Below are 23,489 nucleotides of genomic sequence, written 5' to 3' on the forward strand. Positions count from 1 at the left end.
TTTAATTCTGATACAAATTTCAATAGCCTAAGGTCAAAAGAACTTTGTGGCGAAAGCTGAACGAATTAATATAGATAAGATTTCCTTGGGTCTTTCTGCTGCCATGCTCTTTGACTTAAAAACCATGATCCAGCCATTCACAGCGCTTTCGCCACAGCAGAAGAAGCTGGATCGTCTGATTGATAAAATCGAACAGCAGAAGTTGGAGTTAAAACAATGGCAACAGGCTGAAGAAGACCTACAGCAATATACGCATAAAACCTTCATGCCGGTCTATCATGAATTGTATGGTGTTCTGTTTGAGCAGCTCGAACAGCTCTGGACGCATTTACAGGAAACAGATTTCACCAAGGCCGAGTTGATAGTACTGGATGAGAAGATTCAATACCTGGCAGATTATCTGCAAGATTCTCAGGCGATGTCAGCGCAAGAAGCCAATAAGGTCAATGAAATCTTCACCTATTATCAGCAGCGTGCTGAACATACCCAATTCAGAAAAAGCCAAAAAAAGACCAATGAACTGGAAAGATTCTTTAAGAATGAAAATATCCCAGATCCGGCAGATGCTGAGGGATTTGAAGAATGGGCTTCTGATCATTTTCAGCAAATCCGCGAGCAGGCCAAACTAAAACGCCAGCAGGAAAAGCAGAAACAGGCAGCCGCAATGGCAGAGCAGTCAGTGAAATCGGTATATTTGAAGATTGCTGCAGCGATTCATCCGGATCGTGAAGCAAATGATGTAAAAAAGATTAAAAAAACTGAATTATTGCAGCGTGCCAACGAAGCCTATGCAGAACAGGATTTGTTTGCCTTACTAAAAATGCAGCTTCAGATTGAGCAAGATCGAGATCCTTCGCAAAAGAGTTTAAGTGCAGAGCAAGTCAAGCTGTATCAACTGGCTTTGGATGCGCAGAGCCAGAAGTTACAAGAGCAGATTGATACCTTAATTCATAGATTGGTCTGGTCATCGAAAACCAGAATTGCAGTCAAAAAAGCAAAGGGAAAAGTTCAAATTGCTGATCTGTATAAACAGATTGATGAAGATACTTCCACTATCAAGCAGCAGATTAAGGTCGAAAAAGAACGCCTGATGTATATCAAAAAGGTAAGTGGATTAGAGATGTTTTTAAGGCGTGGGATGCTTTAAGGTTTTTCTACCTCTTCCTTGGGGAGAGGTTATAAAATCTGCTAATCTCACAAAAAATAAAAAATACCATGAACAAAAAGCTTGATCCTCAACTTTTAATTTTCGCCAAATTCATGCGCCACACTGCCACCGATGCTGAGCACCTCATGTGGCAAATCCTTCGTGCCAAACGTTTTATGAATCTTAAATTTCGTCGTCAGCATGTGATTGAGCCTTATATTGTGGATTTTTACTGTCATGAAATTGGTTTGGTGATTGAGTTGGATGGCAGTCAGCATGGAACGGATGATGCTATGGAATATGATGCTGAAAGAACCAAGTTTTTGGAGGCTTTGGGTTTGAGAGTTGTGAGGTATTGGAATAATGAAGTGTTGGGGCGGACGGATGTGGTGTTGGAGGATTTGTGGCAGAGGTGTACTGAATCAAAAAATACCTCTCCCTAACCCTCACTTGCGCTTCGTTTTAAAGCAGTGCTTTAAAACTTGCTTATGAGAGGGAATTCCAATGTGAAATTCATACAGGAATTAAATTAAATGACGCTCCCTCTCCCTAGGGGAGAGGGTTGGGGTGAGGGTATGAAAATTAGCTATCCTCTTTTACTAGTTCGTTTATATCATTAGAGGTGGCAGTTTGTTTCAGTTCAGCTTTTTTATTAGCTATACCAAAAGGAATATGAACAGATGCAATACTCTCGGCAGTTCTCTCAAGGTGAGTAACTTGATCGTCAAAGAAAATATGAGGTTGTAGTATTTCTAAAACTTTACGTTTTTCAATTCCACCTAAGAAAAAGGCTTCATTGACGGTTTCTATTCCCCATGAGCGTAAAGAATTAATTACACGTTTATGAGCAGGTGCATTGCGGGCAGTGACAATAGAAATTCGTAAACGACTTTTATAATCTAAATTTTGGGATTGATATTTTAGTTCTGCTTTTTGCAAAGTAGATAGTTGTTTCAAAAGTTTATGAAGTGGGCCTTCATTAGCAGGTTGGTCTGCAAGATTCTTCTCATTTTCAATAAATGCGCCAAGTCCACTTTCTTTGTAGACCTGTTCTGATGAATCATCAGCAATAACTCCATCAAAGTCGAAAGCAATACGAAGCTCTTCATCGTGTGCTATATCAAATATTTGTCCTTTCAAAATTAGGCCAGCGGGATAGCCTGCTGTAATTGCTTGATTCACGTCTGTTTCATTTGCTGAAAGGAATAAACTAATATTTAAAGCATTAATATACTTATAAGGTGTACGACCTTGTAAAAAGATAGCTCTTCTAATACCCAATCCATAGTGTTCGATTGAATTCATAACACGTAAGCCAGTGTTAGGGTCGTTCCGAGAAAGCAAAATGACCTCAACAAATGGCTTATCTGGTGGAAAAATACTATTTAAACTAAGCAAGCGCTGAATAAATGGAAAAGCTACACCTTGATCTAAAAGAGTGTTTTCATGCTCTCGTTGGTATTCTCGATAAGCTAATTCGCCTTGAGTTCTATAAACTGCATCTGATTCTTCTAAATCAAATAAAGCACTTGAAGCTAAGCCAATAACAAGTTTTTGTTCTAAATTGTATCCACTCATAATTATTCATCTCGCATATTTAATTCTTTTATTTCATTTGAGTCATCGAAGCCGTCTTGTCTATTTGGAATAGCTTGATTTCTAATATCAATATTGGTTATAGATTTTCCTGGTAAGCCATTAATGATACCTGTATTTTTTAAGTACTCATAACTAGTGGCACCCCATTTAGTGGTTGTAAATAAAGTTATAAGCCAAATACATAGTAAAAATCTTCCAACTTGAATAGGAATTTTACTTACAGATGGTTTTGTGAGAATACGATTTCTGGTAAAAGTAAAAGGATTATAAGTTCGGAATAGTTTATATGGGTTTGTAGAATAGTATTTCGACCAAAATAAGCTGAATTTATTAATATATTTGCTCTGCAATTTTTCATATACTTCTTTTTGAACAATTTCTGTTTTTTTATCAAAAAGTTGATGAAATTCCTTACCTTGATTTTCATAAAATAATTTTAATTTTTTCTCTGATTTATTGACTTCTATTTCCCAATATTCTTGCCAAAATTTTGCACCTGAGGCAGCTTGCATTTGATAAAAGGAAATGCCTATACCAACTAAACATATTAAAGTATGTATCAAAGGAACAGTATTATTAGAATTGATGATACAAGCTACTAGTACTCCTTGAAATATCATAAAAAAATTATTGCGTTGTACTAATTGAATTATTTCAAAATTTCTAGTTTCAATTGCAACTTCATAAATACGCTTTAAACGACGCTCTTGTTCAGAAAGTTCCTTATTTTGAAATCTATTTTGCAATATTGATTCTGATTCAATGCTTTTTTGGAGGAATGAAGAAAAACTTTTTTTCATAAGTATAAAGGGCTGAATAATCAGCCCTTTATACACAAATTAGATCAAACTAACAACACATTAAAGCGCTGCAATTTGCTCCATATTCGCTTTGATTTTCGCTAACTGGTCAGCAAACTCAGCCAGTTTTGCACGTTCACCTTCAACTACAGCAGCAGGTGCTTTTGCCACGAAACCTTCATTCGAAAGTTTGTTAGCAATCTGGTCATGCTGTTTTTGAACTTTGTCTAAGTCTTTTTGCAGACGGCCCAATTCCGCTTTAGGGTCAATGAGGCCCTTCATTGGAACGAATACAGACACGTGACCAACCACAGAAGAAGAAGACAATGGAGGTTGCTCGCCATCCGCCAAGAAGGTAATGCTTTCAACTTTCGCCAATGCTTTGAACAGTGCTTCAATACGTGTGATCTGTGCTTTTTCAGCTTCAGTGGTGTTCTGAAGAAGAACTGGTAACAGACGCGCATTACCTAAGCCCATTTCACCACGGATGTTACGTACAGCACCGATCAAACCTTGCAGCCATTGCATATCTGCTTCAGCTTGTTCGTTAATCTTCGCTTCATCTGCAACAGGGTATTGAGCCAGCATGATAGTTTCGCCAGAGATTCCCAGTTTAGGTGCAAGCGTTTGCCAGATTTCTTCAGTCAGGTAAGGCATGATTGGGTGAGCAAGACGTAAAGACGCTTCCATCACAGCCAATAACACACGACGAACTTCAGCTTTACGCTCTTCAGATACGTTTTCATCGTTTAGAACCGGTTTAGTCAGCTCGACATACCAGTCACAGTATTCATTCCAGATGAACTCGTAGATCGCTTGTGCAGCCAAGTCCAGACGGTAAGTCGCAAATGCTTGCTGAACTGCTTGTTCCGCTTTTTGCAGACGGCTCACGATCCATTGTTCAGGCAATTCCCAAAGATCAGGACGTGCAGTTTGACCAACCGTTTGACCTTCAACATTCATCATCACGAAACGGGTACCGTTCCAGATTTTGTTGGCGAAGTTACGGTAACCTTCAACACGTTTCATGTCGAACTTGATGTCACGACCAGTGTTGGCAAGCGCACAGAATGTGAAACGAACTGCGTCGGTACCGTAAGCCTGAATACCTTCAGGGAATTCTTTACGGGTTGATTTTTCAATCTTCGCTGCCTGTTTAGGGTTCATCAGACCGAAAGTACGTTTTTGTACCAAGGTTTCCAGATCAACACCATCAATCAGGTCTAATGGATCAAGTACGTTACCCTTAGATTTAGACATTTTCTGACCTTCACCATCACGTACCAGACCGTGTACATACACAGTTTTGAATGGTACTTGTGGTGTGCCATCTTCATTTTTCATGAAGTGCATGGTCATCATGATCATCCGGGCAACCCAGAAGAAAATGATGTCGAAACCAGTGACAAGAACATCAGTCGGGTGGAAAGTATTCAAGAAATAGTTTTCTTTATCTTTCGCTTCGTCGCCAGTCCAGCCTAAAGTTGAGAATGTCCACAAACCAGAAGAGAACCAGGTATCCAGTACATCTTCGTCCTGTTTCAATTCAACTTCAGGTGCAATACCGTGTTTCGCACGAACTTCTTCTTCGTTACGACCGACAAATACATTGCCTTCAGCATCGTACCAGGCCGGAATACGGTGACCCCACCATAATTGACGTGAAATACACCAGTCTTGAATGTTATTCATCCATGACATGTACATGTTGCTGTACTGCTCAGGAACGAACTTGATACGGCCATCTTTAACCGCTTCAATTGCAGGTTCAGCCAGTGGCGCAATTTTTACATACCATTGGTCTGTCAGTAATGGCTCAACGATCACACCTGAGCGGTCACCGCGAGGTGGTTTTAGTGTGTAAGGTTGGATTTGGTCTAACCAGCCTTCAGCTTCTGCTTGCTCAACCAGTTTTTTACGTGCTTCAAAACGCTCTAAACCAATGTAGTCTGCAGGCGCAGGGATGGTTTTAGAAATCTGTTCGCCGGCTTTCGCAATGTACTCAAACTCAGCAAGAACTTCAGCATTTTTGTTGAAGATGTTGATTAGTGCCAGACCACAGCGTTTACCCACTTCATAGTCATTGAAGTCGTGCGCAGGCGTAATTTTCACACAGCCTGTACCGAATTCTTTTTCTACATATTCGTCAGCAACAATGGCAACGGTACGGCCAGTAATAGGCAAAACGATATTTTTACCGACAAGATGTGCATAACGCTCATCTTCAGGGTTGACCGCAACCGCAGTATCACCGAGTAATGTTTCTGGACGAGTGGTTGCAACGACAATATGGTCTTTGCCATCTTGAGTGCGAAGCGATTTATCTTCAAAGAAATATTTGAAGTGCCACAATGAGCTTTGTTCTTCTTTATCAGATTCTACTTCAAGGTCAGACAGGGCGGTTTGCAGTTTAGGGTCCCAGTTCACCAGACGTTTGCCGCGGTAAATCAGGCCTTCTTCATGCAGTTTCACGAATACTTCTTTAACCGCGTTGGATAAACCTTCATCCATGGTGAAGCGTTCACGTGACCAGTCTACTGAAGAACCCAAACGACGGATTTGACGGGTAATGTTACCGCCAGACTGTTCTTTCCATTCCCAGACTTTTTCGATGAACTTTTCACGGCCCAGATCATGACGACTTACGCCTTGAGCACCTAACTGACGCTCAACAACCATCTGAGTTGCGATCCCCGCATGGTCAGTACCTGGCTGCCATAAGGTATTTTTGCCTGACATACGGTTATAACGAGTCAAGGCATCCATGATGGCATTGTTAAAACCATGACCCATGTGCAAGCTACCAGTGACGTTTGGCGGCGGAATCATGATACAGAATGATTCACCTTTTTGAGACGGCTTGAAGTAACCGCGCTCTTCCCAGGTTTGGTACCATTTTTTCTCGATCTCGGTCGGATCGTAGGTCGTAGCAATATTTTGCGCTGAATCAGTCATAGTCTAAACAGATCAAAAGTGGATAAAAAATTGCATCTATTGTAGCAAAAAAATCAAGGCATGCGGCAGCTTAACCAAAAGCAAACTTTCGCCAATTGGCAGTTGCCTGAACTCAACGTATGATAGATTGATAAAAACGCGACTCATCGCAGACGATTAAAAAAAGGATAACAAGATGAGCTATAGCATTTCTCTCAAGATTCACCCCGATACCCATCAACGCTTTAAAGACCTGCATTCCCGATTTAATGCCGGTGAGCAGGAAAGCCTGGCCAAACTGCTCGGTGAAAATCTGGCCGATATTGCCTGTGAAATTATTGACCAGATTTTTGGTCGTGTGGTGCAGCTCTCTAGCTCCCCAGATCAGGAATCCGAAAAAGTCATTCAACAGATTTTAGAAACGACTCGCAAATATATGCCATGGTCGGTTTCTTTCTTTGGTAATGATCGGCTGATTCCTATGGTGAACTATCTGTACAAGATGACCCATGAAAATGAAGATGGATACTTTGTTCGCTATCCGGTAGAACGCATGCTGATCACGGAACTGCTGGGCTGCGTGGAGCAGATGAAAAGTGGCAATAACCAGTATGTCTCACCGGCATTGAAAGCTTTTATTCAGGTGGTGGATCAGGGTGTGACGCATCTGGTGCGTGAACCAAAAAAGATGCTGAAATTTAATGTGGTGGTGGATAAAACATTGAATGGTGTGATTCACCTGACCACACAACTGGGTTATAAACGTTTTGATAAACTCGGTAGCCTCTATGATGCGGATACCATGAGTTATTATTTTGAGCAGTTGCTGGCATTTCTGGAAGATGAAATGCCGCCAGGAACACATTCATATAAAGAGGGTGACAGGATTTAATGGCAAAACTAGAAAATTTACAGGGAAAAGTAGTCTGGATTACCGGAGCATCTTCAGGAATTGGTAAGGCACTGGCTGAAGAATGTGCTGCCCAAGGTGCACAGATAGTATTGACTGCACGACGTTTGGAAGAACTGGAAAAAGTCCGTTCAGGACTGGTGAATCCTGATCAACACATCTCAGTCGTGGCCGATATTACTGATGAAAGTCAGGTACGCACGGCTTATGAACAGGTGCTAAGTGAGAAAGGCCGCATTGACTGGCTGATCAATAATGCCGGACTCAGTCAGCGTGCCCTGATTCAGGAAACCACCATGCAGACTGAACGCGCCATTATGGAAGTCGATTATTTCTCTCAGGTGTTTTTCACCAAAACAGTTTTACCGACATTTTTAAAACAGAAATCTGGCCGGATTGCTTTTATTTCCAGTGTGGCCGGCCTGCTTGGAACTCAATATCGGGCGTCTTATTCAGCAGCCAAAGGCGCGATTCATATGTGGGCGAATAGCCTGCGCGCTGAAATGGCAGATCAGGGTATTCAGGTATCCGTGATTTTTCCGGGCTTTATTAAAACTAATGTGTCTTTTAATGCCTTAAATGGGGAAGGCAAACCTCAGGCCAAGCAGGATGAAGCGATTGAAAATGGTCTGGAACCGGCTGATTTTGCCCGTCAGACTGTAGAAGCGTTGAAACGTGGTGAAGAATATATCGTGGTGGGGGGCTCTAAAGAAAAACTGGGTGTTCTAGTGTCACGTCTATCGCCAAAAGTATTGTATAAGATGATTCGCAAAACTAAGGTGAAATAATCTGTTTGCAAGATCAAGCTGGTTGTCATCGGTTACAGGTTTATTGCTCGATAGAAATAGACCTGTAATCTGAAAATAGTATGCTCATCTTTATAATTTATCTATTTTAAGCTTCCTGATCTTGTCCAATGAATTCATTTATTTCCTCTATCTCTTTTGTCCATATCCCATTTTCACAACATAAAACTGCATAAAAGTAGCAAAACCGTCTTCAGTATTCAGTTTTAATAAAAATGATATAAAAGATTGAGATGGGAGCATTTGCCATGAAAACGCCGGTACCGGATTACTTGAATCATGTGCTTTCTGCTTGCCATGATAATAAAAAAGGCGCGCTGGCAGATTACATTCCTGAACTTGCTGCGGTTGATCCTGACAAGCTCGGACTTGCACTATCGACAGTAGATGGAACCATCTATTCTGCCGGGGATGATGACGTTGAATTTACCATGCAGTCTCTTTCCAAGCCTTTTGCCTATGCGCTAGCAATCAAGGAACTAGGGCTAAAACAGGTACTGGAAAAAGTGGGTGTAGAACCTTCGGGAGAGGCCTTTAACCAGATTTCGTTGGAAAAAGAACGCAATATTCCAAAAAACCCGATGATTAATTCTGGTGCGATTACCACGCATTCTCTGATTCCTGCCAAGAAAACAGTATCACGTGCTGAACAGTTACGCCGTTTTTTAAGTGGACTGGCTGGACGTGAATTGTCCTTTGATGAGCAGGTGTATAACTCTGAGATTAAAACGGCTTTTCGGAATATGTCGATTGGCTACATGTTACGTACTGTTGGGGTGCTGGACGAAGATCCTAAAGAAATCGTGCATGGCTATATCAAGCAGTGTGCGATTAAGGTCACCGTCAAAGATCTAGCCGTGATCACCAGTATATTGGCCAATGGTGGTGTGCATCCCAAGACGGGTAAGCGCATGCTGGATCGGGCCTTAGTCCGGCAATTACTCAGTGTGATGCTAACCTGCGGTATGTACGATGCTGCAGGTGACTGGCTGACCACAGTCGGTATTCCGGCCAAGAGTGGTGTGGCAGGTGGCATTATTGGAGTACTGCCAGGGCAAGTGGGGATTGCGGTCTTTTCACCGAAAATCGATGAGCATGGTAATAGTGTACGTGGGGTCAGAATCTTTGAAAATCTGTCGCACGATATGGGACTGCATCTCATGGAAGGTACGCCGTCAGCACAGACCATTTTGCAAAGTCGTTACACAGTGGGGAAAAAGAATAACGTCGTGGTTTATGAACTGCGTGGCGTATTGCAGTTTACCGAGTCTGAAATGCTGCTACGCATTTTGCAGGATGAACCTGAAGGTAAAAGTACCATTATCCTTGATTTGACTAATCTCACTTTGATGCATGATGTCGGTGCCCGAATGCTGTTTGAAGGTGTAGATCGTTTAAAACAGGATGGACATAAAGTACTAGTCGTAGATTCAGAAGGTTTGCTGGATAAGGACCAGTTGAAGGGTAGAAAAAGGGTGGTGGTGACGGAGGAGTTGGAGACACATTTGCAGAAATATAAATAAAATAATCCCTCCCAACCTCCCTTTAATAAAGGGAGGAGCTGTCACGTAATTTATTTGTTTACCTGGAGTTCCCCTCTTTGGAAAAGAGGGGTCAGGGGAGATTCTAAAAAAGAGAATAAAAATGAAACCCTATCATAAAAATTTAAAACAAGTTTCACGCAATCTACGAAACAACATGACTGAAGCTGAAAAGCTGCTCTGGTCTAGATTACGTGGAAAACAATTATTAGGTTTGCAGTTCTACCGACAGAAACCGATTTTAAATTACATCGTGGATTTTTATTGTCCATCAGCAAATCTAGTGATCGAGTGTGATGGTAGTCAGCATTTTACTGAGGAGAATTTAGAAGCAGATCGAATAAGAGATGAAGCTTTGGCTCACTTGGGATTGAAGTATTAAGATTTGATAATAGAGAGGTGATAGGGAAGATTGATGGTATGGTGGAAATGATTTATCAGTATTGTTTGAATGATTCCTTAAGAGAATCCCCCTTTATAAAAGGGTGAGAAGCACCGCTTCGCAAGGGAGGGATTTTTAATTATTTAATATGCTCAGCAATATCAGTAAAGATCACACCTAAACCATGCGCGCCAGCATCCGGATAACCCAGACTACGATCACCCACAGTCCCGGCACGGCCCATACGTGCCACGATATCTTTAGTTGATTCCGCACCTTGAACTGCCGCTTGAGCACCTAAAATAAAGTTCTCTTTAAAAGTCTTGTCAGTATTGACCGACCAAGAATCTGCACATGGCACCAGAGCATCAATTAAGGTTTTATCACCCACAACTGCACCTCGACCAAATGAACGTTCGCCTGTGACTTGAATGCCTTTTACCGCTGCTTGTAACATCTCGGCAAAATCAGCCACAGTTAAAGTGGTTTTGCTTTTAATGGCTTTACTGGCTGCACGGAATGCTGAACCCCAGATTGGACCTGATGCACCGCCACAATGTTCCATGATGATCATAGAGCAGTTCAGCAGGAAATCATCCATCTGTTCAGCTTGAACCAGTTCATGCCATTGACGTTTTAGCTGTTTAAAGCCTTTAGATACGCTCATACCGAAGTCGCCATCACCTGCATGAGCATCCAGTTCACAGAAAGGCACTTCATTTTTAATAATGCAGGCACTCATCACATCGACCACATAGCGCATGTTTTCAATAGTGAATTGTTCATTGGCAATCACAGCATGTTCAGGATGCGTTTCAACATCTGTATTTATTGTGCGTACAGCAGCTTCGTCTTTGGCTGCAAACTCAAATGGCAGTGCAGTTGAACCATCCATTTTAAATGCAGGAGTATTGGCTTCTGCATCCAAATAAGTTTTCAATTCATCATCCACCGCCAACAAGGAAACAGATGCACCTGCCATGTCGATACTGGTCATATAGTTGCCGACAAAAGTACGATAAATCTTGATGCCTTTGCGCGCCAAATGTTCGCACACATCATTATTAAAGACATACAGCTCTTGCATTGGTGTTGAACCAAATCCATTCACTAGAACAGCAACTTCTTGCGTGTCAGGACGATCGAGGAACAGGTCATCGATAATACGTTGTGCCAGTTCTTTAGACGGCAGAATCTTTTCACGACGAATGCCCGGTTCACCGTGGATGCCTACGCCGTATTCCATTTCATCATCAGCTAAAGTGAAGGTTGGGGTGCCTTTGGCTGGAACGGTACAAGAGGTATAGGCAAAACCAAGGCTAATCACATTGTCCGCAGCTTTTTGTGCAAGTTCTTTCACACGTGCAAGTTCATAACCTTTTGATGCGGCAGCACCGGCAATTTTATGCACGAAGATTGTACCGGCAACGCCACGACGGCCAACTGTATATAGACTGTCTTTTACTGCGATGTCATCCGCTACTTTCACGTAATCAACTTTGATGCCATCTTCAGTGGCTAAGGCTGCGCCATTCTGGAAATTCATCATATCGCCAGAATAGTTTTTAATAATCATTAGGACGCCTTTGTCAGTCGCGACTTGCTGCAAGGCTTTATAGACCTGAATTTGTGAAGGAGAGGCGAACACGTCACCACATACGGCAGCATCAAGCATGCCTAGACCGACAAAACCGGCATGGGCAGGTTCATGACCGCTACCACCCCCACTGATCAGGGCGACATTTTGGTGTTTTTCTTTTCTAGAAATGATTTTATAAGATTCATTAAATGCCAGTTCTGGATGTGCCAGGACAAAGCCTTTGCACATTTCGACAACGATGTTTTCAGCACCGTTCATGAGTTTTTTCATTGGAACACCAATAGTCATTGATTTGGGAGACTAATAAGTGCTTATTATTAATGAAATTATTAGATAAAGAAAACCTAAAATAAAAAAAGGTTAAAAAGATAAATATAATTATATTAAGGAATTATGAATTTACTTAAGTTATTTTATGTAATTGTTTTAAATTATTAATGAAATTTAAGATGCTTCAAATATTGAAGCATCTTAAATTTTTAGCACAATATGTACTATGCATATTGTTCAATTTTGTTTTTAATTTCATCAATATAACTTCTACTAGTATTGCTTCTTAATTCATTCTCTATTAAGAGTTTGGCAGAATCTACCTTATTTTGTAAGGCAAGCAATATAGCTTTATATTTCACATAAGATCTATTAGATTGATTTAATTCGTGTTTTTCGTAGTGTTTCTCTAGCATGTTAACTGCAATTTGTAATTGATGGACATTTCTATCTTGTACCGCTATATCGGCTAAAGAAAGTTTTGGATAACTAACATTCGGGAATTTATGAATTGCATTACCTAATATTCTATAAGCCTCTTGGAATTGTCCCTTTTTGGCTAAAAGTTGAGCTTTTGCTGAAAAGCTCATTTCAATAGCTTTATCGGTATTTATACTTTCTAAATTATCTATTACCTCTTGAATAAGTGGAATATTTATCTCAGACTTATTGCCGTGAAGTAAACATTTAAGGTAATTAATCGCATTTATAGGATTATTTGGATAAGTTTCATAAAGATTTTTGGCTAAATCTATTGCTTTATCATGTTGATCTTTTTGAATATATAACAATACTAATTCACTTATGACCCTGAAATCTTTTGGTCTCTTAGTTAATACATATTCATAATCTTTTATAGCTTGATCTGGATTACCCATTAAACGATGATAAAAACCACATAAGAAACTATTATCAGGTTGTGGAACTAATCTTACAGTCTCAAAAAATTTAGAATCTTTAAGACGTGCTAAAGACTGACATTTATAAAAATAAATTTTATTAATAATACTGTCTTCAATAAACTCAGTATTCTCTAAAACTCTATCAGCAAGTTTTATACATTCTTTAAAATTATTAATACCTTTTTTATTGTAGAGTTCAATTATTGTTTTTAAGAAGTATGATGGGATAAGTAACCTATGTGGTACAGTTTTTCCTTCTTTAAGCGCTGTTCGTATAGAAAAATTAATATCTGATAAGTCTTTATCATTTAAATCTATATCTAGTAAGAATTTATCTACGTGAATATTTAATATTTTGTCAAACTTGGTATTTGTTCCAAAATTGTTTCTTAAAATATATTCTTTAATAACATTATTTACCCGAATATAATCACTATTATTTCCTATTTTTTCACAAATAGATTTTGATAATAGTATAGTTAATTTTGGGTAATATAATTCAATATCTACTAATTCAAATAGAAGTTTATAACTTATAAAATCAAATTTAGATAATAGATATAATAGATCTAGTAGATCTTTTTCATCTTTAAAACTTTCTAGAATAATTTTTGCTTTTTCTGAAGCATATTGTTGAATTAAGTGAGTTTGCCGTTTTGCTTCAAATAGTCCTTCAATATTTATTAAATCAACTGCAAATTTTACTTGATCAGGATAACCTGTTAATATGGATGAAAACAATATTAAATCTTCTTGCTCAAGTTCAAGACCTAAAAAGTTACTATATCTTTTTAAGAAACCATTTCGTTCAGGTTTTGTTAATTCAAAAAGTTCTTGTTGAAAATAATGCTCTTCATTATAAATTCTAGTTGGCTTATGTATACATGCAATAACTAAAGATAAATAATTATCAGATTTTAGTTGATCTAAAATTTTTGAAAACCAATCAGCTAGATTTCCATTTCCCTGAACTAATACCCCATTATCTTCAATTAAAAGCCTTTCTTTTTGAGGTTTTAGATTTTTTAAAATTTTTACAGCAATTTCAATTTTATTATCAATCGATTTTGTTATTAAATTTTCTTCGAGAGTGTGGTCTGTAAATCCCAGATCAATTAATTTTAATATAAAGTCTTCAATACCACTATTGCTTTCTAATGATATAGTTAAGAAATTATAATAGTCTCTAATAAGATTAGCCTTAGTTAAAGAGTGTTTAATAAAGGTTTTACGGCCAATTGATGGTAAACCTGTCACAAAAAGAGTAGAAACAGTTTTTTTTGCAAAATCATCTAATCTCATTTCGATATTAGCAATTTTATCATTTCTTCCAACAAAAAAATTATGTTTAGATTTTAAACTTGGATGAGTTTCCCAAGCTAATACCGTAAGACGTTGATTAATTTTTCTAGCAGCTGTTTTAGGTGCAACAATATGTTGTATATTTTTTGTTTCTTTCATCCATTGGGGTATACGTACATCTTCATAAGAAATGTTTTTATCAATAATTATAGGAAAAATACGTGATAGGGCGCCTTGATCATATAAATTTTTTGCTAAATTGATTTCTTTTTGAACCCAATCTGAGTTAAGTGAACGGCTTTGTTGCACAAACCTATCTGTAAAGGCTTTTTCAGCGATATAATTTTCAAATGAAGAAGCCTACACACAAAATCTACCGCACAACCAATTGGCCCGCATATAACCGAGCACTCATGAGTCGCGGAAATATTGCCATTTGGTTTGATCCTGCTACGCAATGGTATGCTCCATCAAAAGGCAAACAAGGGCGAAATCAAACCTACTCCGACGCAGCTATCCAATGCTGCTTAATGATTAAATCTCTATTCCGTTTGTCTTTACGTATGGTCACTGGCTTTGTGCAAAGTCTGATTAAACTTTGCGGATTAAATTGGACCGCACCAGATTACAGTACGCTTTGTAGAAGACAAAAGCATATTGATATTGCAATCAGCTACCAAAAAAGTAGCGATGGGCTGCATCTACTCGTAGACTCTACAGGCATGAAGTTTCTAGGTGAGGGCGAATGGAAACGCAAGAAACATGGAGCTGAATATCGTCGCCAATGGCGTAAACTACATATTGGTATAGATGCCAAAACCCTACAAATACGCGCTATTCAGCTCACAACCAATAATGTCAGTGATTCACAGGTGCTTGGTGATTTACTTAATCAGATTCCACAAGATGAGCAGATTGACTCTGTTTATACCGATGGAGCTTATGACACCAAGCAATGCCGTCAGGTCATTGCAGATCGGCAAGCGCATGCGGTGATTCCACCTAGAAAAAATGCGAAACCATGGAAAGATACAAAGAGTAGCTCGCTAGAGCGAAATGAATTACTTCGAACAGTTAAACATTTAGGCAGGACATTATGGAAAAAATGGTCAGGCTATCATCGCCGCAGTTTGGTGGAAACCAAGATGCATTGCATCAAATTATTAGGCGATAAATTAATGGCAAGAAGCTTTCCTAGTCAGGTGAATGAGATCCATGCACGTGTAGCAGTCCTTAACAGATTTACGGAATTAGGTCGCCCACTTACCCAAGTTACGCCTTAAATTTGGATCAATTAGGGGCGCTTTGCATTTCAAATCTTTGTGCAACAAAGCCTTTTGATACAAAAAAAAACCTCTAGTAAGAGGTTTTTTTAGAGAGTTAAAATTGAGTCATCTAAATTTTATATAAAGTATTACACCACTGAATCATCCAAATTCGGCGCTAACCAGCGTTTCGCTTCATCCAGTGTCCAACCTTTACGTTTCGCATAATCTTCCAACTGATCGCCAGAGATTTTGCCCACGTTAAAGTATTCAGTTTCAGGGTTTGCATAATAGAAACCGCTGACTGATGAAGGTGGCCACATCGCAAAGCTAGAAGTCAGGTAAGTCCCCATCTTCTCAGTAGTACCTAACCAGTCGAACAATGGTGCTTTTTCAGAATGTTCAGGACAAGCAGGGTAGCCCGGTGCAGGACGGATGCCGATATACTTCTCTTTGATCAATTCATCATTGTCCAGAGTTTCGTCAGCCTGATAGCCCCAGAACTCCTTACGGATCCGCTGGTGCAGATGCTCTGCAAAGGCTTCCGCAAAACGGTCACCCAAGGCTTGAACCATAATCGCATTATAGTCATCACCTTTGGCTTTATATTCCTGAGACAATTCTTCCGCACCGAAGATCGAAACGGTAAAGCCACCCAGATAATCCTGAGCCACATCTTTAGGCGCAATAAAGTCAGCCAATGAGTAGTTAGCCTTACCGGTTACTTTGTCAGATTGCTGACGCAAGTGTTCGAAAGTATGCGTTATATTGCCAGCTTCATCAGTCACCGCAACAGTATCTGCCGCCACACGATTCGCAGGGTAGATACTGAAAGTTGCACGCGCATCGAAACGTTTATTTTCAATGATGTCTTTCAACATCGCCTGTGCTTGTGCATACAGGTCACGTGCGGCTTCACCCACGACTTCATCTTCAAGGATTTTCGGGAATTTGCCCGCAAGACTCCAAGAAATAAAGAACGGTGTCCAGTCAAAGTATTCCACCAAGGTTTCTAAAGGATAGTTGGTGAAAGTTTGTGAACCGATGAAGTTTGGTTTAAATGGTGCATTCTTATCGAAGTCGATTTTAAAACCATTTTCAACCGATTCAGCATAAGACAGTTTCGCTGCTTTCGGCTGCTTGTTGGCAAGACGGATACGAATTTTTTCATAATCCGCTGCATAGTCTGCTGCCAGTTTTGGCTTCATTTCGGCAGAAAGCAATTGAGTCGCCACACCTACAGCACGAGAAGCATCAGCCGTGTAGTACACGCCATCATTCTGATATTGCGGAGCAATCTTCACTGCAGTATGCGCTTTAGAAGTCGTTGCGCCACCAATCATCAATGGAATGTTAAAACCTTTACGCTGCATTTCTTTAGCAACGAAGACCATTTCATCTAGAGAAGGGGTGATCAGACCAGACAAACCGATGATGTCAACTTTCTCATCAATCGCAGTTTGCAGAATCTTTTCACATGGCACCATCACACCAAGATCAACCACGTCATAACCGTTACAGCCCAGTACCACGCCTACGATATTCTTACCGATGTCATGTACGTCGCCTTTTACGGTCGCCATCAGAATTTTACCTTTGGCTTCACCTTGGGTTTTTTCCGCTTCGATGTACGGGTTCAGCCATGCCACAGCTTGTTTCATGACACGTGCAGATTTCACCACCTGTGGCAGGAACATTTTACCAGCACCGAACAAGTCACCAACGACGTTCATACCCGCCATCAATGGGCCTTCGATTACATCGAGTGGACGAACTGCTTTCAGGCGAGCTTCTTCAGTATCCTGATCGATGTAGGTAGTGATACCTTTGACCAGCGCATATTCAAGACGCTTTTCAACGGGTTCATTACGCCATTCAAGGTTTTCTTCCGCTTTTTGAGCGCCACCTTGACCACGGTATTTTTCAGCAATTTCAAGCAGTTTTTCAGTGGCTTCATTGCCGCTTTCACCCTGGTTACGATTCAGGATCACATCTTCAACTGCATCTTTCAGGTCTTTGTCGATGTCATCGTAAATCGCCAACTGACCGGCATTTACGATACCCATAGTCAGACCTTGCTGGATACCGTAGTACAGGAATACTGCATGGATCGCTTCACGTACCGGCTCATTACCACGGAATGAGAAAGATACATTCGAGATACCACCAGAGATCATCGCATTTGGCAGGTTCTGTTTAATCCAGCCAGTGGCTTCGATGAAATCTACAGCATAATTGTTGTGTTCTTCGATACCGGTTGCAACAGCGAATACGTTCGGGTCAAAGATAATGTCTTCAGACGGGAAGCCAACTTCATTCACCAGCACGTCATAAGAACGCTTACAGATTTGTTTTTTACGTTCAGCTGTATCTGCCTGACCATTCTCATCGAATGCCATCACAATCACCGCTGCACCGTACTGACGGCAGAGGCGGGCACGTTCTACAAACTCGTCATAACCTTCTTTCAGGGAAATCGAGTTAACAACCGCTTTACCTTGCACGCATTTCAGACCAGCTTCAATGATTTCCCATTTTGATGAGTCAATCATGATTGGCACACGAGAAATATCAGGTTCAGATGCCACCAGATTCAGGAAGTGCACCATCGCACCTTCTGAATCGAGCATGCCTTCATCCATGTTGATGTCGATGATCTGTGCACCGGCTTCAACCTGTTGACGGGCAACATCTAGTGCTTCAGCGAAGTTTTCTTCTTTGATCAGACGCAGGAATTTTTTCGAACCGGTCACGTTGGTACGTTCACCGACGTTCACGAACAATGAATCTTTGGTGATGTTAAATGGCTCTAAACCACTTAAACGACATGCTGGTTCAATTTCAGGGACCTGACGCGGAGCAATACCCTCAACTGCTTGAGCAATCGCGCGGATGTGATCGGGAGTGGTACCACAACAACCACCGGTGATGTTGATTAGACCACTTTCAGCAAATTCTTTAATGAAGGCTGCAGTTTCTTCCGGCGTTTCATCATAACCACCGAAGGCATTTGGCAAGCCGGCATTAGGGTGGGCAGATACAAAAGTATCTGCCACATCAGATACGGTTTTTACGTGTGGACGCATGGCATCTGCACCAAGGGCACAGTTGAAACCAATTGAGATTGGTTCTGCATGACGCATTGAGTTCCAGAACGCTTCCGCAGTTTGACCCGTTAATGTACGGCCAGATGCATCAGTAATCGTACCTGAAATCATGATTGGCAATTCAGTGCCCAGTTCTTTAAACACTTCCTTCACTGCAAAGATCGCAGCTTTGGCATTTAAAGTATCAAATACGGTTTCGATCAGGATGATATCGACGCCACCTTCAATCAAGGCCTTGGTTGATTCGATGTAATTCACTTTCAATTCGTCAAAAGTGATATTACGGAAGGCAGGGTCATTTACATTTGGAGAAATCGACGTAGTACGTGATGTCGGCCCAATCACACCTGCCACAAAACGTGGTTTTTCAGGCGTTGAGTATTTTGCACAGGCTTCTTTGGCAAGACGCGCCGCTTCACGGTTGATCTCAGGAACCAGATCTTCCATGTGATAGTCAGACATTGAAACACGGGTGCCGTTAAAGGTATTGGTTTCAATAATATCGGCACCGGCTTCAAGATATGCTTCATGAATGCCTTGAATAATCTGTGGCTGAGTCAGCACAAGTAAGTCGTTATTGCCTTTAAGGTCGTATGCCCAATCAGCAAAACGCTCACCACGATAATCGGCTTCTTCCAATTTATGGCGTTGGATCATGGTACCCATCGCACCATCGATAATTAAAATTCTCTTGGCAAGAAGTTCTTTTAGGGTGGCAAGTGTGGACATTCAAACTTTCTCAGTAAGCATCAAAAACGGCAATAATCTTAACAGATTAGTGCGCAGTTTTCTGTAGTGCTTATACAGAATGCTGGATATGCTTGATATGAAAATTTGATAAAGAAACTTAAGTTGGTATAGGAAGCTGAAAACAGATGGAAATCTGGAAATTAAAGTTTCTGATAAAAGGGTACGACTGGAAAATAAAATGTAAGCAGCTTTCATCAGAGTGTCATATTACAAAGCTAATCTTTAGCCAAATATGGCAGACTCGGAAATATGACAGCCGAGTAGGAACGATCAGATATATTGCAAAACATGAATAAAGCCGGGTGATTCAAACGTTTTATTTTTAATAAATATTTGATTATATTTGTATATTTTTAAAATTCAGAGCATGTGGTTACAGGATAAACGGCAACGAGAAAGTCTAAAAAACTGGTTTATATGACAGCACTTTGTCATATAATTGTCACAATTTAACTGAACAATATGGGGATTCTTGAATCCTCTATTCCTGCTTGCATGAATTCTAATCAAACTCCCTTAGGTTCAGCACAACAGTCGCCTTCTGATAAGCCGGCCAATGTTCATGTGCCCACACCGAAATTTTTTATGCCGGTGTTTCTGACTCTAATTATCTCCACGCTGATCTATATCGGCTTCCAATTGACTTCAGATTTAGCTCATGTCCCACCGATCGGTCTGTATTCAATGCTTCTTTTAGGCACGGCGTTATTCATTGCGCTAGGCTTCGAATTCGTCAACGGTTTTCACGACACGGCCAATGCGGTTGCGACCGTGATTTATACCAATGCATTGTCTGCACCGGTTGCAGTCATGTGGGCAGGTTTTTGTAATTTCCTTGGGGTAATGGTGGCCAGTGGTGCTGTTGCATATGGGATCATTGCATTATTGCCTGTCGAGCTGATTATGAATGTCGGCACAGGTGCCGGTTTCGCTATGGTTTTTGCCATGCTGATTGCCGCGATTCTCTGGAATTTGGGTACCTGGTTCCTTGGCATTCCCGCTTCCAGTTCACATACCCTGATCGGTTCGATTCTGGGGGTAGGTATCATGAACTACCTGTTGAATTCAGGTGGTGGTGCTTCTGGTGTGGATATGGAACAGGTGCTGAAAGTTGGTAAAGCATTGCTGTTTTCACCTTTGATCGGTTTTGCTTTTGCTGGAGTGCTATTCCTGCTGGTGAAAAAGATCTTCAGAAAGCAACTTGAATTGTTTAAGCCACCTGAAGGCAACAAACCACCACCACCGCTGATTCGTGCCATTCTGATCTTTACCTGTACTGGTGTAAGCTTCGCGCATGGTTCAAACGATGGTCAAAAAGGTATGGGCCTGATCATGCTGATCCTGATCGGCTGTGTACCTTTGGCATATTCATTAAACAAAAATCTGGATGCAGCTCATATCCAGTCTTTTGGCCAGTTGTCTGCGCAAACGGCTGATGCGATTTATCCGCAGCATGAAGATATTCCGAACGAAAAAGCACGTGCCATCATTACCACATACATTCAAACCAAAGAATTGAATGCTGAGGTTGTTCCTGCACTGGCAAGTCTGACCGATCATTTGGGTGATAAAGTTGGTAGCTACAGCAACATCAAGGATGTTCCAGAAGCACAAGTTTCAGAATTCCGTAACGACATGTACCTGAGCACCACAGCATTTAAACGTCTGGACAAAGCAGAAGCTTTACCGGCAATGAGCGAGGCTCAGGAAAAAACCGTTGATGAGTATCGAGACAACTTGGATTCATTCCTGCAATACATTCCGACCTGGGTGAAAGTGGCAACAGCCTTGGCATTGGGTTTAGGTACCATGGTGGGTTGGAAACGAATTGTCGTAACTGTCGGTGAGCGGATCGGTAAAGAGCACATGACTTATGGTCAGGGGATGTCTGCCGAACTGGTAGCCATGTCTACGATCGCTGCTGCTGATGGCTTTGGTATGCCGGTTTCTACCACTCATGTCCTGAACTCTGCAGTTGCAGGTACGATGGTGGCGAATAAGTCCGGCCTGAATTTCAAAATGGTAAAATCGATTCTGTCTGCCTGGGTATTTACACTGCCAGCAACGATCTGTTTATCAGGTGGTTTGTACTGGATTCTTCTGAAAGTTTTCTAAGAAGATTCGATGTAAAAAACGCTGCTTAGGCAGCGTTTTTTTATGGGTGCTAGAAAAGTTTTAGCCTTAAGAAATAGCGATTTTCTTTCTGGAAATAAGAGACTTTTTATTATCTCATGGCTTTTAGAAATATAAGGGATGCTCCCTCTCCCTATGGGATGAGTAGCATTGCTGCGCAAGGGGGTGAGGGTAATCAGAAGGCTAAAAGTACTTTAATAGAAGGATTAATAGCTAATTTCAACTAAATGTAAAAAATGAGTATTTCTTAGCCTTACTTTTGAAAGATGAGAAGTGCACTTCGCAAGGTAACAAAAATCTTTTGTTAGGCTGATGATATGTCCCTATATCACAGCCTAACGGCGACATGCATGTCGCCTGACCAATAAAATTGATTTCGTCTTTATTTCAGAAAAAATTACTTCTTCAACTTACCCAACAACCCTTTCGGTAGTTTATCCGTTGCAAAACCATACAACGCAGCAAAAGGCAGAGCAGTACGTGCCAGATAAGCCACACGCCATAAACCGCCATGATTCGCGCCTGACATCATCAATTCAAGTGGATGATTAAGTTGTACATCAGGATTTGCAACAGACTCAGAGTTGCGTAAGTCATGAATCCACAGTGCAGCCATAATCGCATTGGTGGTTTCAGGAGCGAATGCTTCTACATCAAACAGGCTGGCACCGTTAAATGCAGCTTTTAATAACGGATTCTTGGTCACTGAATAAGTTGTGGTTGAAGGAGCGATATTGATGCTCACTTGCTGCCCGTTAGCACGAGCCAATGTTGCACGCCATTGCTGGATGCGTTTAGCCAGTGCATAGTTTGGACCTTGCTCAACGACCAGACAGTCGCAAACACCATAGGACTTGTCGCCAACCTTAAACAGATCCTGTTCATTCTTCTGGAAAAAATGCTTGCGTGAAATCAGTGAAATGCCTTTGGTTAAGGTACTTTCCAGTTTCGATAACTGCTGGTATTTGCTTTGTGAAGCCTGCACCACTTCTTCTGGAACTGCATATACATCCGTCGGGGTGCACATATACATCAGGCTGGTATTGGCTTTCTGCTCACTGACATATTTCATAATGGCATCCATCGCCATGGAAACACGTACGTGCTTTTCACCGTCCAGATAAGCAATCGCCGCGAGATCCAGATCCTGTTCAAACTGAATCAGCCATTGAGCAATTTCAGGAATCTGGGTGAGCAGGTTGGCACCGAGTTTTTCTTTTAAAACTTCCAGTGAAGTATCAGCAGGAAGGGCTTCAACTGATGGTGCATATAAAGTAGCGTTGCCTTGACTTACTGTATCTAAAATCTTGCCCCAGACACGAGTATTCGGCAGGTCAATCGCGACAATATTGGCTTTCCATTTCGACAACCAGGTTAGTGGACCTGCTTCAGAAGCGGCACCAAATAGAACAGTGGTACGATCGGATAGGTCAAACCATTCCGGATGAGCAATACATTCACGTAGCGCATTGGCATGACTTGGCTCGACAATGCCACGCTCTTCCCATGATTGGATCTGATCCAGTAATGCTTGTCCTTGCAGTTTTTTGCCATGATAAGGCACATACCATTCTGGGGCTTTTTCAGACTGGCCTTTCAGCTGGAAAGTATTCAGGTTCTGCGCTGGTAAAGACATGACATCTTTCAGTAGATGCTTCTGGCCATCACGATAAAATTCAAAGCTGGCATGTGCAGTTTCCAGACCTTGCTTGGCAATACTCAGTGCTGCACCCGCAGAGCGTAATCCATCTTCAACCAGATGTTTAAAGTGCAGCGGATATTGCTTACGCCAGTTCTTTTCCTGCTGCGCTGCGGTAGCATGTACAGGATCGACTGCGCCTAAGGCTTCAGAAATAATATTACGGCCGATTTTCGATGTGCTTGGTTTTTGTTGTGAAGCAGAAATGGGAAATTGAAGACCGTCTAGGGAAGTGGACATGCAAAATATCTCGCGATTTACAGCAATTAATATACAGATGTATACATTATCGCTGCTAAGTTGCTTCCTGAGTTGGCATTAAATTCCAGTCTTGGGTCTTAA

14 protein-coding genes and 1 pseudogene are annotated in these 23,489 nt (G+C 41.1%); 8 read left to right on the forward strand and 7 right to left on the reverse strand.

The window, feature by feature from the left end; translation table 11 throughout:
* The first annotated feature begins 103 nt into the window (after positions 1-103).
* Together O4M77_RS04040 and O4M77_RS04045 are read left to right on the forward strand one after the other, a co-directional pair.
* Complete coding sequence (locus O4M77_RS04040) at positions 104-1,147, forward strand: molecular chaperone DnaJ (protein WP_323714087.1); 1,044 nt, start codon at positions 104-106, stop codon at positions 1,145-1,147.
* Between the two features lie 68 nt (positions 1,148-1,215).
* Entirely contained in the window at positions 1,216-1,590 is a 375-nt protein-coding gene (locus O4M77_RS04045; RefSeq protein ID WP_323713888.1) for an endonuclease domain-containing protein, read from the forward strand.
* Between the two features lie 139 nt (positions 1,591-1,729).
* Here the strand turns inward: O4M77_RS04045 and O4M77_RS04050 are convergent, their stop codons facing one another.
* The 3 genes from O4M77_RS04050 to O4M77_RS04060 are packed head-to-tail and all read right to left on the reverse strand — an operon-like array spanning position 1,730 to position 6,501.
* Positions 1,730-2,725 carry a 5'-nucleotidase gene (locus tag O4M77_RS04050; protein WP_323713889.1) on the reverse strand — a complete coding sequence of 332 codons (996 nt, stop codon included), beginning with the start codon at positions 2,723-2,725 and terminating at the stop codon, positions 1,730-1,732.
* 2 nt (positions 2,726-2,727) lie between these two features.
* Positions 2,728-3,582, reverse strand: coding sequence for a hypothetical protein (locus O4M77_RS04055; protein ID WP_323713890.1), 855 nt, complete (start codon positions 3,580-3,582; stop codon positions 2,728-2,730).
* A gap of 24 nt (positions 3,583-3,606) precedes the next feature.
* Positions 3,607-6,501: a valine--tRNA ligase gene (locus O4M77_RS04060; protein ID WP_323713891.1), complete on the reverse strand. Its 2,895-nt coding sequence runs from the start codon at positions 6,499-6,501 to the stop codon at positions 3,607-3,609.
* A 175-nt stretch (positions 6,502-6,676) separates the two neighbouring features.
* On the opposite strand from O4M77_RS04060, the gene O4M77_RS04065 reads away from it, so the two are divergent.
* The 4 genes and pseudogenes from O4M77_RS04065 to O4M77_RS04080 all read left to right on the forward strand — a co-directional run bounded on the left by O4M77_RS04065 (position 6,677) and on the right by O4M77_RS04080 (position 10,226).
* Positions 6,677-7,372 (forward strand): hypothetical protein, encoded by a 696-nt coding sequence (locus O4M77_RS04065; protein ID WP_180002252.1) that lies wholly within the window; start codon positions 6,677-6,679, stop codon positions 7,370-7,372.
* Positions 7,372-8,178 carry an SDR family oxidoreductase gene (locus tag O4M77_RS04070; RefSeq protein WP_159122835.1) on the forward strand — a complete coding sequence of 269 codons (807 nt, stop codon included), beginning with the start codon at positions 7,372-7,374 and terminating at the stop codon, positions 8,176-8,178. Before O4M77_RS04065 ends, O4M77_RS04070 begins: the two co-directional genes overlap by 1 nt.
* Before the next feature lie 266 nt (positions 8,179-8,444).
* Positions 8,445-9,719: a glutaminase gene (locus O4M77_RS04075; RefSeq protein WP_125279214.1), complete on the forward strand. Its 1,275-nt coding sequence runs from the start codon at positions 8,445-8,447 to the stop codon at positions 9,717-9,719.
* Between the two features lie 121 nt (positions 9,720-9,840).
* Positions 9,841-10,226, forward strand: a pseudogene (locus tag O4M77_RS04080) (endonuclease domain-containing protein).
* A 32-nt stretch (positions 10,227-10,258) separates the two neighbouring features.
* On the opposite strand, the gene dhaK reads toward O4M77_RS04080, so the two are convergent.
* Positions 10,259-11,989, reverse strand: a complete 1,731-nt coding sequence (dhaK, locus tag O4M77_RS04085; RefSeq protein ID WP_323713892.1) for a dihydroxyacetone kinase subunit DhaK — start codon at positions 11,987-11,989, stop codon at positions 10,259-10,261.
* 224 nt (positions 11,990-12,213) lie between these two features.
* Positions 12,214-14,502 (reverse strand): hypothetical protein, encoded by a 2,289-nt coding sequence (locus tag O4M77_RS04090; RefSeq protein ID WP_323713893.1) that lies wholly within the window; start codon positions 14,500-14,502, stop codon positions 12,214-12,216.
* 41 nt (positions 14,503-14,543) lie between these two features.
* Between O4M77_RS04090 and O4M77_RS04095 the strand changes: the two genes are divergently transcribed.
* Complete coding sequence (locus tag O4M77_RS04095) at positions 14,544-15,476, forward strand: IS5-like element IS17 family transposase (RefSeq protein ID WP_099475569.1); 933 nt, start codon at positions 14,544-14,546, stop codon at positions 15,474-15,476.
* 131 nt (positions 15,477-15,607) lie between these two features.
* On the opposite strand, the gene metH is transcribed toward O4M77_RS04095, so the two are convergent.
* Entirely contained in the window at positions 15,608-19,294 is a 3,687-nt protein-coding gene (gene metH, locus O4M77_RS04100; RefSeq protein WP_323713894.1) for a methionine synthase, read from the reverse strand.
* A 516-nt stretch (positions 19,295-19,810) separates the two neighbouring features.
* On the opposite strand from metH, the gene O4M77_RS04105 reads away from it, so the two are divergent.
* Positions 19,811-21,430, forward strand: coding sequence for an inorganic phosphate transporter (locus tag O4M77_RS04105; RefSeq protein ID WP_323713895.1), 1,620 nt, complete (start codon positions 19,811-19,813; stop codon positions 21,428-21,430).
* 415 nt (positions 21,431-21,845) lie between these two features.
* On the opposite strand, the gene O4M77_RS04110 is transcribed toward O4M77_RS04105, so the two are convergent.
* On the reverse strand, positions 21,846-23,387 hold the full coding sequence (locus tag O4M77_RS04110; protein WP_323713896.1) for a hypothetical protein: 1,542 nt from the start codon (positions 23,385-23,387) through the stop codon (positions 21,846-21,848).
* Positions 23,388-23,489 lie beyond the last annotated feature (102 nt).

Origin of the sequence: Acinetobacter sp. YWS30-1, assembly GCF_033558715.1 — a bacterium.
Classification (GTDB): Bacteria; Pseudomonadota; Gammaproteobacteria; order Pseudomonadales; family Moraxellaceae; genus Acinetobacter.